This is a genomic window from Streptomyces sp. ME02-8801-2C (assembly GCF_033793965.1).
Classification (GTDB): Bacteria; Actinomycetota; Actinomycetes; order Streptomycetales; family Streptomycetaceae; genus Streptomyces.
The window spans coordinates 52,202-66,956 of sequence record NZ_JARAXP010000025.1; the positions used below are offsets into that span (position 1 = coordinate 52,202).

10 protein-coding genes and 1 other RNA gene are annotated in these 14,755 nt (G+C 69.6%); 10 read left to right on the forward strand and 1 reads right to left on the reverse strand.

Going from position 1 to position 14,755, the window contains the following annotated elements; translation table 11 throughout:
• Positions 1–143 precede the first annotated feature (143 nt).
• Both prfB and PV396_RS41125 read left to right on the forward strand, forming a co-directional pair.
• On the forward strand, positions 144–1,250 hold the full coding sequence (gene prfB / locus PV396_RS41120; protein ID WP_319213454.1) for a peptide chain release factor 2: 1,107 nt from the start codon (positions 144–146) through the stop codon (positions 1,248–1,250).
• A 299-nt stretch (positions 1,251–1,549) separates the two neighbouring features.
• A complete protein-coding gene (locus PV396_RS41125; protein WP_319213455.1) occupies positions 1,550–2,224 on the forward strand; it encodes a hypothetical protein in 675 nt (224 codons plus the stop codon).
• A gap of 98 nt (positions 2,225–2,322) precedes the next feature.
• On the opposite strand, the gene PV396_RS41130 is transcribed toward PV396_RS41125, so the two are convergent.
• Positions 2,323–2,514: a hypothetical protein gene (locus PV396_RS41130; RefSeq protein ID WP_319213456.1), complete on the reverse strand. Its 192-nt coding sequence runs from the start codon at positions 2,512–2,514 to the stop codon at positions 2,323–2,325.
• Between the two features lie 264 nt (positions 2,515–2,778).
• Between PV396_RS41130 and ftsE the strand changes: the two genes are divergently transcribed.
• The 8 genes from ftsE to PV396_RS41170 all read left to right on the forward strand — a co-directional run bounded on the left by ftsE (position 2,779) and on the right by PV396_RS41170 (position 14,721).
• Entirely contained in the window at positions 2,779–3,468 is a 690-nt protein-coding gene (ftsE, locus tag PV396_RS41135; RefSeq protein ID WP_319213457.1) for a cell division ATP-binding protein FtsE, read from the forward strand.
• Between the two features lie 61 nt (positions 3,469–3,529).
• Complete coding sequence (gene ftsX / locus PV396_RS41140; RefSeq protein WP_319213458.1) at positions 3,530–4,450, forward strand: permease-like cell division protein FtsX; 921 nt, start codon at positions 3,530–3,532, stop codon at positions 4,448–4,450.
• 67 nt (positions 4,451–4,517) lie between these two features.
• Positions 4,518–5,696, forward strand: coding sequence for a S41 family peptidase (locus PV396_RS41145; protein ID WP_319213459.1), 1,179 nt, complete (start codon positions 4,518–4,520; stop codon positions 5,694–5,696).
• Positions 5,697–5,764: 68 nt separating this feature from the next.
• Positions 5,765–6,247 (forward strand): SsrA-binding protein SmpB, encoded by a 483-nt coding sequence (smpB, locus tag PV396_RS41150; protein ID WP_319213460.1) that lies wholly within the window; start codon positions 5,765–5,767, stop codon positions 6,245–6,247.
• 105 nt (positions 6,248–6,352) lie between these two features.
• Positions 6,353–6,755: a transfer-messenger RNA gene (gene ssrA, locus PV396_RS41155) on the forward strand.
• A gap of 234 nt (positions 6,756–6,989) precedes the next feature.
• On the forward strand, positions 6,990–11,936 hold the full coding sequence (locus PV396_RS41160) for a ricin-type beta-trefoil lectin domain protein (protein WP_416071569.1): 4,947 nt from the start codon (positions 6,990–6,992) through the stop codon (positions 11,934–11,936).
• Positions 11,937–12,037: 101 nt separating this feature from the next.
• The gene (locus PV396_RS41165) at positions 12,038–13,366 is read left to right on the forward strand and encodes a hypothetical protein (RefSeq protein ID WP_319213462.1); all 1,329 of its coding nucleotides are present in this window, start codon (positions 12,038–12,040) and stop codon (positions 13,364–13,366) included.
• The gene (locus PV396_RS41170; RefSeq protein ID WP_319213463.1) at positions 13,363–14,721 is read left to right on the forward strand and encodes a HEAT repeat domain-containing protein; all 1,359 of its coding nucleotides are present in this window, start codon (positions 13,363–13,365) and stop codon (positions 14,719–14,721) included. The genes PV396_RS41165 and PV396_RS41170 overlap by 4 nt, the downstream gene beginning before the upstream one ends.
• Positions 14,722–14,755: the final 34 nt, after the last annotated feature.

The following is a 14,755-nucleotide window of genomic DNA, read 5'->3' on the forward strand; positions in this document are numbered from 1 at the left end:
TGCCGCCCCCGGACCCCCGCTTTCGGCCCCGAAGGGGCCTCGTCCTCAAACGCCGGACGGGCTGAGGTGCGCCGGGGCCACATGCGGTAAACGGGTGGGCGGGCGGGAAACCCCTCGCTCGGCGGAGCCGTTACGCTGGTGTCGTGGCAGTCGTCGATGTATCCGAAGAGCTCAAGTCCCTCTCCTCGACCATGGAGTCGATCGAGGCCGTCCTGGACCTCGACAAGCTGAGGGCAGATGTCGCCGTGCTCGAGGAGCAGGCGGCAGCGCCGTCCCTGTGGGACGACCCGGAGGAAGCGCAGAAGATCACCAGCAAGCTCTCCCACCTCCAGGCGGAGGTGAGGAAGGCCGAGGCGTTGCGCGGACGGATCGACGATCTGGGCGTGCTCTTCGAGATGGCCGAGGAGGAGGACGACCCGGACACCCGCGCTGAGGCCGAGGCCGAGCTCGCCTCCGTCCGCAAGGCCCTCGACGAGATGGAGGTCCGTACCCTCCTCTCCGGCGAGTACGACGCCCGCGAGGCCCTCGTCAACATCCGCGCCGAGGCCGGTGGCGTGGACGCCGCCGACTTCGCCGAGAAGCTGCAGCGGATGTACCTGCGGTGGGCCGAGCAGAAGGGCTTCAAGACCGAGGTCTACGAGACGTCGTACGCCGAGGAGGCCGGCATCAAGTCGACCACCTTCGCCGTCCAGGTGCCGTACGCCTACGGGACGCTGTCCGTGGAGCAGGGCACGCATCGCCTCGTACGCATCTCGCCCTTCGACAACCAGGGCCGTCGGCAGACCTCGTTCGCCGGTGTGGAGATCCTGCCGGTCGTCGAGACGACCGACCACATCGAGATCGACGAGTCCGAACTGAGGGTGGACGTCTACCGGTCGTCCGGTCCCGGCGGCCAGGGCGTCAACACCACCGACTCCGCGGTGCGGTTGACCCACCTCCCCACCGGCATCGTCGTCTCCTGCCAGAACGAGCGGTCGCAGATCCAGAACAAGGCCTCCGCGATGAACGTGCTCCAGGCCAAGCTCCTCGACCGGCGCCGCCAGGAGGAGCAGGCCAAGATGAACGCCCTCAAGGGCGACGGCGGCAACTCCTGGGGCAACCAGATGCGTTCGTACGTCCTGCACCCGTACCAGATGGTCAAGGACCTGCGGACGGAGTTCGAGGTCGGTAACCCCGAGTCCGTGTTCAACGGTGAGATCGACGGTTTCCTCGAAGCCGGAATTCGCTGGCGCAAGCAGCAGGAGAAGTAGAACTCCCGCAGAGCTCCTTATCGACAAAGCAACCGCCGCCCACCGGGCGGTGGTTGCTTTGCGTTGGAAAGATGTCTGGGTTTTACATCACACTCACAGGGTCCGATGTGCGGCAAGGAAGGAACAAGGGGACATTGCGCGCGCAACGACCTTGACGTGCTCTTGGAAAATCGGAAAGGTAAAGCGCGGCATGCGTATCTCTGGGGCGCATGTGAACCGGGGGGCTTCTCTTGCCGCCCCGTCGATCACCGCCCCGACGCGGCCCCACCTGACGAACAGCTACTGGGGGTAGCAGTTATATGACGAAGAAGACGCGGGTTCGTGTCGCGCGGATAGCGGCGGGCGTGGTGATCGCCGCCGGTGCCTCGCTGACGACCGCGGGCATTGCCTCGGCCGACGATTGCGAGCTGCTCGGTATCTGCGCCGGTACGCCGAGCCCGGACCCCGAGCCGCCGCTGCCGGACCCCGAGCCGCCGGTGCCGGACCCCGAGCCGCCGCTGCCCGACCCGGAGCCGCCGGTGCCGGACCCCGAGCCGCCGCTGCCCGACCCGGAGCCGCCGCTGCCGGACCCGGAGCCGCCGCTGCCCGACCCGGGGCCCACCACGGCCGACCCGGAGCCCTCGGAACCGTCGGAGCCCTCCGCCGAGCCGAGTGAGCCCACCGACGACGAGCCCACGGACGACGCCGGCTCCGGCAGCAACGGCAACGGCAACGGTTCCGGTACGGACACCGACGGCGGCGACAACACCAGCCCCGACGGTGGCTCGAACACCTCCGCCCAGGAGGAGGGCACCTCGGCCCTCACCGACACGGGCTCGGAGACCTCGGCCCAGGGCTCCGGTGCCGAGCTCGCCGAGACCGGTGCCATGGAGACGACCTTCCTGATCATCGGTGCGGCCACGATGATCGCCGGCGGTGTCGCCTTCCGCGTTCTCCCGCGTCTCGTGGGCGGCCGTGGCGGCGCAGCGGCCTAAGCGGCACCTGTAGCCGGCGGAAGCCGGTGGCGCGTAAGCGCAAAAGGGCCCGGAGCATCATCGCTCCGGGCCCTTCGCGTGTCACTGTCAAGCGTGGGCTATGCCGTCTGGTGAGCCACCAGGGCCAGTGCCGCTATCAGTACCGCCAGCAGCGCTATCAGCGTCATCGGGTTGAGCCCGGCGAACGGGCTCTCCTGCTGCAACCGCTCGCGGTTCGCCCGGCAGACGTGACAGCGCCCCTCGTTCACGGGCGCCGCGCAGTTCGCGCACACCAATCGGTCGTACGTCATGCGCCTCGCCCTCCTTGCGCCGCTTCCACGTACCCAACGCTTTCGGGACCGCATCCGTTCCCGACTTCACGCTCCACTGTGACAGGTTCCGGTGGAGGTTGCGCGATTCCCCGTGTCCTCGGGGGCTCTGCCGCCGACACCGGGCCGGCGACCGGCCCCGTACAAAAGGCCACAACCCTTGCGCAACCGTGACCGGAGCCTGCGCCCGGACGCCCGGGTCGCGTATGGTCACGCCATCTGCCCCCGATGGTCCGTGGTGTATCCGTGATCCGATTCGACAGCGTCTCCAAGGTCTACCCCAAGCAGAACCACCCCGCTCTCCGGGATGTCACCCTGGAGGTCGAGAAGGGTGAGTTCATCTTCCTCGTCGGGTCCTCCGGCTCCGGAAAGTCCACCTTCCTGCGACTGATCCTCCGCGAGGAGCGCGCCAGCCACGGGCAGGTGCACGTCCTCGGCAAGGACCTCGCGCGCCTCTCCAACTGGAAGGTGCCGCAGATGCGGCGCCAGCTGGGGACGGTCTTCCAGGACTTCCGGCTGCTGCCGAACAAGACGGTCGCCGAGAACGTCGCCTTCGCCCAGGAGGTCATCGGCAAGTCGAAGGGCGAGATCCGCAAGTCCGTGCCCCAGGTGCTCGACCTCGTCGGCCTCGGCGGCAAGGAGGACCGGATGCCCGGCGAGCTGTCGGGTGGTGAGCAGCAGCGTGTCGCCATCGCGCGGGCCTTCGTGAACCGGCCCAAGCTGCTGATCGCCGACGAGCCGACCGGCAACCTCGACCCGCAGACCTCCGTCGGCATCATGAAGCTGCTCGACCGGATCAACCGGACGGGCACGACCGTGGTGATGGCGACGCACGACCAGAACATCGTGGACCAGATGCGCAAGCGCGTCATCGAGCTGGAGAAGGGCCGTCTCGTCCGCGACCAGGCGCGCGGCGTCTACGGCTACCAGCACTGACGGTCAGTGACGCCCACAGTCCTCGGAGTCCTCGGAGTTCTCGGAAAGGCTTGAGCACGCCATGCGCGCCCAGTTCGTACTGTCGGAGATCGGTGTCGGTCTCCGTCGCAATCTGACGATGACGTTCGCCGTCGTCGTCTCCGTCGCCCTCTCCCTCGCCCTGTTCGGCGGGTCGCTCCTGATGAGCGACCAGGTCAGCACGATGAAGGGCTACTGGTACGACAAGGTCAACGTCTCGGTGTTCCTCTGCAACAAGAGCGACGCCGAGTCCGACCCGAACTGTGCCAAGGGCGCGGTGACCAGCGACCAGAAGAAGCAGATCCTCGCCGATCTGGAGAAGATGGACTCGGTCGTGCAGACGGTCACGTACGAGTCCGCGGACGAGGCCTACAAGCACTACAAGGAGCAGTTCGGCGACTCCCCGCTGGCCAGTTCGCTCACCCCGGACCAGATGCAGGAGTCGTACCGGATCAAGCTGAAGGACCCGGAGAAGTACCAGGTCATCGCCACCGCGTTCGACGGGCGTGACGGTGTGCAGTCCGTGCAGGACCAGAAAGGCATCCTTGACAACCTCTTCGGGTTGCTCAACGGCATGAACTGGGCCGCCCGGGCGGTGATGGCGCTGATGCTCGTCGTCGCGCTGATGCTGATCGTCAACACCGTGCGCGTGTCCGCGTTCAGCCGTCGGCGTGAGACCGGGATCATGCGGCTCGTCGGCGCCTCCGGGTTCTACATCCAGGCGCCGTTCATCATGGAGGCGGCCGTCGCCGGGCTGATCGGGGGCGGTGTCGCCTGTGCCTTCCTGCTGGTCGCGCGGTACTTCATCATCGATCACGGGCTGGCCCTGTCCGAGAAGCTGAATCTGATCAACTTCATCGGCTGGGAAGCCGTACTCACCAAGCTGCCGCTCATCCTCGCGACGAGTCTGCTGATGCCCGCGCTTGCCGCGTTCTTCGCGTTGCGCAAGTACCTGAAGGTGTGACGCATGCCAAGAGGGCCGTTCGGTCAACCGACCGTACGGCCCTTCGCGTTGTCCTAGACTCACCGGCATGTCGGGCCGCGACCTGTTCACACAGCCCCGCCGCGCAGGCCGCGGGGCGGCTCTGACGTTGCTGTTCGCCGGCGTCCTGATCGCCGGCGCGGCCACCGGCTCGTTCCCCGAGACCGCCGAGCGCAAGGCCCCCCTCCCGGACCCGGCACCCTCCGCCGCCCCCGCCGGGCACCACGAGGAGGTCGCCGCCGCCGCTGCCGAGGCCATGGCCGTGGGCAAGTCCCCCATGGAGGCCGCCGAGCGCGCGGTCAGCCGCAGCGGGGACCGCTGGGGGGCGGTGTACTCCTCGGGCGAGTACGAGGAGCTGGAGGAGGCCCTCGACGGCCGGTACACGGGCGTCGGCCTGTGGGCGCGGCGTGAGCGGGACGGCCGTATCGAGGTCACCAAGGTGCGGTCCGGGTCGCCCGCGGCCGTCGCCGGGATCCGCAGCGGCGACCGGCTGCGGAGTGTGGACGGCAAGCCGGTCGACGGGCGGCCGGTCACCGAGGTCGTCTCCTTACTGCGCGGCGACGCACAGGACGCCGTCGCCGGTACGGCTGTCCGGCTCGGTCTGGAACGCGGCACGCACGCGTGGAGCCGGACCGTACGCCGGGCCCAGCTCTCCACGGACTCCGCGACCGTCCGGCAGGTCGCCGAGAAGAAGGTCACCGTCATCCGGGTCGCCGCCTTCACCAAGGGCGTCGGCGATGTGGTGCGCGGCGCAGTCCGGAAGGCGCCGGCCGGGGCCGGGATCATTCTCGACCTGCGCGGCAACTCCGGCGGGCTGGTCACCGAGGCCGTCACCGCCGCCTCCGCCTTCCTCGACGGCGGCCTCGTCGCCACGTACGACGTCAACGGCGAGCAGCGCGCCCTGCACGCCGAACCGGGCGGCGACACCACCAGACCCCTGGTCGCGCTCGTCGACGGCGGCACGATGAGCGCGGCCGAGCTGCTCACCGGTGCCCTCCAGGACCGCGGCCGGGCGGTCGTCGTGGGCTCCAGGACCTTCGGCAAGGGCTCGGTGCAGATGCCGAGCCGGCTGCCGGACGGCTCCGTCGCCGAACTGACCGTCGGCCACTACCGCACCCCTTCGGGACGCGGCGTCGACGGGGTGGGCCTCACTCCTGACCTCGACGCCGACCAGGGCGCACTGGAGCAGGCGGAGACCGTACTGAGCGGGCTGGGCGATCCTACGTAGCCGCCCTCGCGGTCGCTCGGTAATCGGCTTTCCTTCCGGCGCCCCTCTGATGCGAAAATGGCGGCACTATGGCTAAGGAAAAAGGGCGCAAGCTGATCGCCCAGAACAAGAAGGCGCGCCACGACTACGCCGTCATCGACACCTACGAGGCCGGTCTGGTCCTCACCGGCACCGAGGTGAAGTCGCTGCGCCAGGGGCGGGCCTCGCTCGTCGACGGCTTCGTGCAGCTCGACGGACACGAGGCGTGGCTGCACAACGTGCACGTGCCGGAGTACAGCCAGGGCACCTGGACCAACCACAGCGCCCGGCGCAAGCGGAAGCTGCTGCTGCACCGCGCGGAGATCGAGAAGCTGGAGTCGAAGTCGGGGGAGTCGGGTCTCGCGATCGTGCCCCTCGCCCTGTACTTCAAGGACGGCAGGGCGAAGATCGAGATCGCGCTGGCGCGAGGCAAGAAGGAGTACGACAAGCGACAGACACTGCGGGAGAAGCAGGACCGTCGCGAGACGGACCGGGCGGTCTCGGCGGTGCGGCGCAAGCAGCAGCACGGGTAGCCCCTCCCGGAATACGGTGGCATCGGCGTGCGTTGGTCACGTACGATGGTGACTGCACCTCACCGAGGGTGTACTTCCTCTTCGGAGGGTTTGAAAAAACAACATGGGGATGATCGGTTTCGACAGCGGCTGTCGAAGCAGGTGAAGCGTGTCGAGGAAGCGGCCATGATCTCGTAAACCACAGGCCGAAAAAAATAATCGCCAATTCCAACAGCGATTCTCCCAAGCAGCTGTTCTCCCTCGCCGCCTGATCTCAGGTAGCGACGAGCCAGCTCCTTACTAAAGGGAGTGTCAGCCCGGGGGTGTTCCCGACCCGGATCCTGGCATCAGCTAGGGGACTAAACCTTGATCCCGGTCGCGGGGTGAAAAGGGAAATCTAACAGTGACTGGGCCCGTCGGCGACTTGTTCGCGTGATTGCCGGGGCCGAGAAAAGCACAGCGAACTGCACACGGAGAAGCCCTGATTCCGCACCGTTGGACGCGGGTTCGATTCCCGCCATCTCCACAATTCCCATGTTATGCAGTGCCAAGGGCCCTGTCGCTTTCGAGCGGCGGGGCCCTTGTTGCGTTTTCGTGACTTGTGTGGAATCTGTGTCATGTCTATGGTGATCCCGCGCGCCAGGCGGACCCGACCCGTTCGCCATCGCGCACATCAGACTGCGCACGGGGGGAACCGCCGCCAGGTCTGCCTCTTCGGACGGGCAGGACAGGTGACCCCTGCCTGCACTTGTTCACGAGGGGGATGTTCTCTTTGTCGTTGCGAAGATCGACAAGACGCTTCGCGCGTGTGGTTCCGGTCGTTCTCTCCATAGCCGTCCTGAGCGCGGTCACCGCCCGGCCCGAACTGGCCGGCCGGTACGCCGACGACATCGCGCCCGTCGCCGACGTCGCCGACAGCTACGAGGGGTTCGACAGCGCCGCCGCGCAGCAACTCCGGCAGGACCAGTGCCTGATGGCCGACGCGCTGCGTCTCGGCGGCCAGGACATGTTCACCATCGCGCAGGACGCGCTCAACCAGACCCCGGACAAGCTGCACACGGCGGCGAACCGCGAGTACTGGAACGCCACTCCGATGGCGAAGGCGTTCCAGCAGGACAAGGACGCCGCGAAGAAGGAGGGCGACGCGCTCGACGCCCGCCTCCAGGTGTGGCAGAAGCCGGTGCTGGGGCTGCCGACCCCGGGCGGGTTCAAGAGCGTCGCGGACTTCCAGGACCCGCCGGGACTGCCCGGCAGCGAAGAGAAGGACTTCTTCCAGCAGACCGGTATCTCCCAGTGGATCTGGGACCGGTTCTGGAAGACCGAGGGCGACCTGTACAAGGACCCGACGCCGAAGGCCGACGAGGCCACGCTGCAGGCCGTCAGGGCTCTCGGTACCCCGCTCTACGGCAGTTCCCCGGACACGTCGCTGCCCGGTCCCGAGTGGAACCGGGCCTTCGCCGAGCACCAGGCGTGGGACAACCTGGTCAACTGGAGCCAGGAGCCCACGAGTTCGGACAACGCGCGGCTCTTCCTGGCGTCGGGCGGGTTCCCGCGTACGGCTGCCGAACCGGGCACCGTCGAGTACCGGCTCGCCGTCGAGGACCTGAAGACACGGTTCGCGGCGTGCGGATGGCGCGGGCCGGTCGACCCGAGCAGGGTGCTCGGCAAGCAGGTGGCCGCCGCCTCGGCGGAGTGGCAGCAGGAGATCGCCGCGCAGGCCGGGCCGCGCAACCAGATCCTCGACGCCAACCGTGACGCGGTGAAGGCGCTCGCGGCCGGTTCCAAGGCGCTCGGCGAGATGCTGGGCCAGTCCTGGATCGCCGATCGACTGACCCGCTGGGAGAGTTACTGGTCCGCCGGTGGTCCCGGCTGGATCGGTGACAGCCCGATGGTCATCCACGCGAACGGTGCCGCCGACAAGTGCCTCGAGGTCGCGGGCGGGGCCAAGACCAACGGCTCCCTCGTGCAGATCTACACCTGCAACGGCAGCGCCGGGCAGAAGTGGCAGATCAAGGATGACACGCTCGTCAACGTCAACTCGGGCAAGTGCCTGGACGTGAAGAGCGCCGACACCGCCAACGGGACGCCCGTACAGATCTGGACGTGCAACAACAGCGCGGCCCAGAAGTGGCAGTACGACACCCACGCCACCACGCGGCTGTTCAACACGGGCACCGGCAACTGCCTCGACCTCGCGTCGTACGCCAACAGCCGTGACGGCCGGATGTGGGACTGCAAGGGCACCGTCCCGCAGAAGTTCGACATCACGCCGTCAGGTCACCAGGGCACCGACAGCCTCGACTACCCGACGGCGGCCCAGTTCGCCAAGGTGAAGGCGAGCGGCGCCGCCACCAAGGCCGCGTCGGTCAACCAGCTTGCCCTGATCAGGGCGCAGGCGGCCGCCGCGAAGAAGGCGGCCACGGCGTCGGACACGGCCCAGCAGGCCTCGTACACGATCGCCGATCAGGCCGGTGCCCCCCGGGGCCGCGGGCTGCTGGTCGGTCTGCAGAAGGCGCAGGTCACCAAGGCCGCCTCGGCGGCGCTGGACGCGCTGGTGAAGGCCGGCGAGACCGCTGAGGCGGCCACGCGTGCCGCCGCCGGGGACAGTGCGGCCATCGCCGCGCGTGCCGTCACGCAGACCGCCGCGTGGAAGGCGGCGTTCCGTACGGCCGCGGCGAACGCGGCGCGGGAACAGGCGAAGGCGGCTGCCGACGCCGCCGCCGTGCAGGCGCAGAACGCCAAGGCGGCCCGGGATCTGGCCAAGCAGAAGCTGGAGGAGACGCAGAAGGCGGAGGGTGACGCGAAGGCCGCCGCCGCCGACGCGCACGCCCACCGGCTGAACGCCGAGAAGGAGGCGCTGACGGCGAAGGCGGAGATGGAGACCGCCGCCCAGAAGCAGGCCGAGGCCGCGCAGCACCGGCAGAACGCCGAGGGATACGCGACCGAGGCCAACACCGCGAAGGGACGCGCCGAGGCCTCCGAGAAGACGGCGCGTGAGCGTCGTCAGGACGCGGAGGCGGCACGGGACAACGCGAAGGCCAAGCGGGACGACGCGTGGGACGCCGAGAGCCGGGCGAACACGGCGCGGGCGAAGGCGGACGCGAAGGAGGCGTACGCCCAGGCGCACGACGCCGACGACCAGGCGGCGGCGTCCCGGGCGGCGGCCGACGAGGCGGACCGGCACGCGAGCGACGCGGAGTCGGCCGCGGCGTCGGCCCGTGGCGAGGCGGACGCGGCGACCCGGGCGGCGGCCGACGCCGACGCGGCGGCGACGCGCGCCGAGGCGGCGGCCAGACGGGCCCGTGCGGAGTCGGACGCGGCGAACGCGGCGAAGCTGCGGGCGGACGCGGCGGTCCGGACGGCGACGGCCTCCGCGGCCGACGCCATCAAGGCCTCGCAGGTCGCGGCTCAGGCGGCCCGGACGGCGGACGAACTCGCCGACCAGGCCGAGAAGTACGCGGCCGAGGCGAAGACGCACGCCGACGTGGCCAAGGCCGAGGCGGCCAAGGCGGTCGCCGGCGCGGCGGACGCCGTCGGTCACGCGTACACCACCGCGCAGGCGGCGGAGGACGCCCGTAACTCGGCGCAGCAGGTGGCGGCTCCGGCGAACGACGCGATCCAGCTCGGTTCGCCGTATGTCACGACGGACTCGGCGGCGGGTCTCGCGGTCCTGACCGGCCAGTCGACGAAGACGATCGCCGAGCAGCAGGTGGCGGTCGCCGAGGCGCACGCGGCGAACGCGGCGAAGGTCGCGACGCAGGCCCAGAGCACCGCGAACGCGGCGACGGGTGACGCGAAGGCGGCCCTCGTGCTGGCGTCCGAGGCCGCCGACTTCGCGGCGCAGGCCCGCAAGTCGGCCAAGGAGGCGATGGGTTACTCGGCGGAGGCGGCGAAGTACGCCGCCGAGGCGCAGAAGTCGCTCGCCCGCACCATCGAGTACGACCGTCAGGCCACGGAGGACGCGGCAGCGGCCGACCGTGCCGCCGGGCGCGCCGAGGGCTACGCCAAGGACGCCCGCGCGTCCGCCGACCAGGCGGCCCTGGACGCGGCCGCGGCCCGTCAGGCGGCCTCCGCGGCCGAGCAGGCGGCGAAGGAGGCCCGCGCGGCGGCGGACCGGGCGGACGCGGAGGCGACGCTCGCGGAGGAAGCGGCGAAGGACGCGCACAAGCACGCGGACTCCGCGCAGGCGGCAGCTGATTCCTCGGAGCGCAAGGAGGCCAACCAGACGGTCGCCGAGGGTTCCGGAACCGGCACCCCCGGTGTCTTCTACGTCGTCGACAAGATGACGGAGGCGGGACCGGCCAAGCAGCTCAACAAGTGCGAGTACGTGCCGCTCCAGGGCTGCACGGTGACGTACGAGCTGCATGTCGACATCACGGTCAGCTTCTACCTCTGCACCAATCCCGACGTTCCCGCCACCGAGACCGGCTGCCCGAAGAAGGACACGGAATACCTCGACACGAAGACGCTCAAGGACCAGAAGAGGGAGTGGACCCACTACTTCAGCTTCGGTGAGATCACCCGGATCGGCTGGCAGAACCTCTTCGGGGACGTCGCCGGCGCGGTCCTGTACGAGATCGTGCTGGGCGATGTCGCCCGCTGCTACCACGGTGACAAGTCCAGCTGCGCGTGGTTCGCGTCCAACTTCATCCCGGGCAAGGTGTTCGGGAAGCTCGGAGAGGCGCTCTTCGCGCTGGACGCCGCGATGAAGACCGGGATCGGAGTCGCCGACGCGTTCAAAGCGCTGCGGAAGCTGGATCTGGACCCGGCTGCGCTGGCCAAGATCGAGGCCACGGTCAACGCGTACGAGGACGTGGTCTCGGCCTGCAAGGTCGACAGTTTCCCGGGTGACACCCCGGTGCTGATGGCCGACGGTACGCGCAAGGCGATCCGTGAGGTGCGCGAGGGCGACCAGGTCGTGTCCGCCGACGCGGACACCGGTGCGCTGCGGTCGGCACCGGTGACGGACACGTTCCGGCACGACACCGAGCACCTGGTGGACATCACGGTCGCGGGTGGTCTGCTGACCAGTACGACCGGGCACCGGTTCTTCGTCGTGGACCGAGGCTGGACCAGGGTCTCCGCACTGCGGGTCGGCGACCGGCTGCGCACCCCGGACGGGACGCGCCGGACCGTGACGGCTCTCCGGGACCGCGCGGGACTCGCCCCCAGCGAGGTGTACGACTTCACGGTCGGCGGGACGCACACGTTCTTCGTGCGCACCCTGGGCGTGGCGGAGCAGGACGTACTCGTCCACAACTGCGTCAACGTCCTCGGCGACGAGGGCATCGCGGGCGCGCACACCAAGGCGAAGCACATCGACGGCACCGCCGAGGAGGCGTACAACAAGGCGCAGACCGAGGGCATCGTGACGAAGTGGCCGGATGAGGCGACCGCCGCGAAAGCTGTCGAGGATGCCCTCGAGGCGTGGGTGCTGAACCCGAGCAACGCGAAGAAGCTGGCGAACTGGAAGATCCGTGAGGCCAAGAAGCAGGGGCAGGCGGGCTACATCTTCGTGCCGGACAGAGACCTGCTCCCGATCGAGTGGACGCTCAGGGACCGGGTGTCGCTCGGCACCACGTGGACCAGGGGCGGGCCCCGCGCCGGAGAGGCCGCCAGCAACAAGGTCCAGATCATGCTGAGGTACGTCGGTAAGCACAAGCCGAGCAAGTACGTCGTGTACACGGCCTACCCGCTCCCGAAGAGCTGACAGTCGGGCGCGTATCCAGCACGCGGGCATCCCTCCCTCGCGAGGGGTGCCCGCGTGCTGTTGTCTGTGAACAGGCGCAGCAGTGAACGAGGAGGATCGCGGTGTCACATCCGCGCGAGTTGTACTACGCCGACCATGAGGAGGACTTCGGCCTGAGCGGGCTGACGGGGAAGCTGCCCGGACTGGACACCCGGACGGGGGCACCCGACGCGACGGCGGTGCTGAGCCTGGCCACCGAGCAGGTCTGTGGCCAGGACGAAGACGACCAACTGGGCAGGGACGTGCGGAAACTGCTCGCCTCCGGCCTGCCGGAGGAGGCTCTGCACAGGGTGTGGCTCGCCGCCACCCGCCGGTGCTTCGATCCGGCCGCCCATGGCATGGACACGCGTACATGGCTGCGCCGCCTCGCCGAGGCCTGCCCGGTCCGTACGAGGAAGGAGCCGAGCCCTGTCGTGACAAGCCTTGCGCCGGTGATCGCGGAGGAGGAACTGCGGGGGGCGGTGTTGCGGGAGATCGGTTCGGTGAAGGAGATCCTGACCCGTGCCGTCACGGTGCCGCACATCGCCCCGGCTCTGGAGACCGTCGTGACCGAGGCGGACGCGGACCTCGGACTCCGGCTGCTCCTCAGGGTGCTGAAGGCGTACGCGGTACCGGTGGAGAAGGAACAGTACGACCGTCTGCTGGCGCTGGGGGACCGTCTGGCCTACCCCGGTAGGGCCGTGTTCGAAGGGCTTCACGTCCGGTGGCCGCCTCTCGACCCGGGGCGGCGCGACTTCGTGTTCGACTTCGGGCTGCCGGCCCTCGCCTCGCTGTTCTCGGGCTCATGGCAGTACGAGGGCACCGTGCGGGAGACCATCGAGCGGCTGGTCCTCGCGGACGCGGGTCTGGCTCCCGGCTCGCAGGCGGCGGCTCTCCTCGACGACGTACTCCGGCTGGGGGAGTCCTCCCTGTCCACCGACACGATCAACACGCTGTGGCAGGCCGCGTCGAACGGCGGTCTCGGGGCTGGCTTCGAGCTCGAGGGCCGGGACTGGCTGGACCGGATCGCGGACGTGTGCGGGGAGCGCCTGCGAGAGGCTGCACCCGGGTACGAGGTCCCACTGGTTGTGCCGTCGAACCGCCCTGCCGGCCTGACGGAAGCGGTGCTGCGGGAGGTCCGGGAGGCGGCACTCGTGGTGACGGACAAGGTCGTCAGCCCGCATCGGCGGCCTCTGCCGGCGCCCGAGGTCATGACGGCGCTGGAGCAGGTCGTCGGCCAGGTGGATCCCGACCTCGGATTCCGGCTGTTCCTCTCCGTCCTGAGGGTGCTGTCCGTGCCGGTCACCCGGGAGCAGTACGAGCGGTACGAGGCGATCGGTGCCGGGTTCGGGTACGGGGAGCATCTCGTCACCGAGGTGGAGCATCTCGTCCGAACGGAGGACGGGGAATGAGCGAGGACACGCTCGACAGCCGCCTCAGGTCTGCGGTCCGGGCGGGGGACGCGGAGACGGTGCGGGCCCTGTTGGAGGAGGGCGCCGACCCGAACACGGTGGATGCGGACGCTGATTCCGCGCCGGTGCTGTGCGTGGCTGTGGCCGCGTACGACGCCGTGGTCGCCGAGGCGTTGGTGGAGGGCGGGGCGGACCCCGACCGCGTCCTGCCCGACGGGACCACTCCTCTGTGGCGTGCCGTCGACGGAGGCTCCCCGGCGGTCTTCTCGGCGGTGCTGGGCAAGGAACCCCGGCTACGGATGCCGGAGGAGGCCCGGGAACGGCTGCTCACGCTGGCTCGGGGTTGGTACGAGACGGGCGCGGCCGAGGAGTTGCGGCGCAGGGCGGGTACGCCGGGCCCGGTGGACGTGGTCCGCGTGCAGGACGACGAGTACGAGTGGGTCGAACAGGTGTCGCTCGGCGGGCTCGTCGTACGGGCAGGCCACGGGGCCGTCCTCACCTCTCTGGAGTGGGCCTTCCGCATCCTGACCCCCGTCGAGGAGCTGATCGCCCGCGCCGTCGATCCGCCCCACGAGGACCATGTGAACTGGTCGACGGTCTGCGTGACTCTCACCCAGCGCCGCAGCTTCGAGACCTGGTCGGCCGTGGTCGCCCACCGCCACGACTCCGACCCGCCGCACCGCCGGTTCGTGCTGGACTTCGTGAGGTTGCGGTCGCTCGTGTATGCCGACGGCCCCTCCCACGAGAAGCGCGAGAGCGACTTCCTGGCTGCCTGGGCGGCGGAGGAAACGGACAGCGGGCTCCTCGCGAAGGTGCTGGACCTCTACACCGAGTACACGCACCGGGACCAGGAGGCGATCGGGCTTCGCTACGCCGACCACCCCGACCCCCGGGTACGCCGCGAAGTGCCGTACGCCTTCCCGACGTACGGTGTCCCGCTTACCCCTGCGGCCAAGGCCGCGCTGCTCACCCTCACCCGTGACCCGGACGTCGGGGTACGGGTCGCGGCCTGCGAGGCGGGCATGCGGGACGACGATCTCCTCCCGGAGATCACCCGGGCGCTGCTGCTCCTGGCCGAGGACCCCGACCCGGCCGCACGGAGCGCGGCGGCGACGACACTCGCCGGCTCCCGAATCCGCACGCCCGCCGTGTCCGACGCGTTGGTGGCCCTGCTCGCCCACACCGACCAACTCGTACGCCTGGAAGCGGCATACGGCCTCGCGGTGCGCGACGACCCACGCACTGGCGAGGCAATCGACCGGGTGGGCCCGCTGGGCGCCGGTTTCGAGGACGACCATCGGGCCGGTGCGCTCAGAATGTGGCGGTGGCGGAAGAGGAATCCGGGCGGGGTGTGAGGGTGCCTGTCGGGGACTTGAGGCGTGTGGTGCG

Coding starts and splice junctions, on each gene's coding strand:
- PV396_RS41160 (WP_416071569.1), top strand. CDS start 6,990: ATGTTCTCTTTGTCGTTGCGAAGATCGACAAGACGCTTCGCGCGTGTG.
- PV396_RS41145 (WP_319213459.1), top strand. CDS start 4,518: ATGTCGGGCCGCGACCTGTTCACACAGCCCCGCCGCGCAGGCCGCGGG.
- smpB (WP_319213460.1), top strand. CDS start 5,765: ATGGCTAAGGAAAAAGGGCGCAAGCTGATCGCCCAGAACAAGAAGGCG.
- PV396_RS41125 (WP_319213455.1), top strand. CDS start 1,550: ATGACGAAGAAGACGCGGGTTCGTGTCGCGCGGATAGCGGCGGGCGTG.
- ftsX (WP_319213458.1), top strand. CDS start 3,530: ATGCGCGCCCAGTTCGTACTGTCGGAGATCGGTGTCGGTCTCCGTCGC.
- PV396_RS41130 (WP_319213456.1), bottom strand. CDS start 2,514: ATGACGTACGACCGATTGGTGTGCGCGAACTGCGCGGCGCCCGTGAAC.
- PV396_RS41170 (WP_319213463.1), top strand. CDS start 13,363: ATGAGCGAGGACACGCTCGACAGCCGCCTCAGGTCTGCGGTCCGGGCG.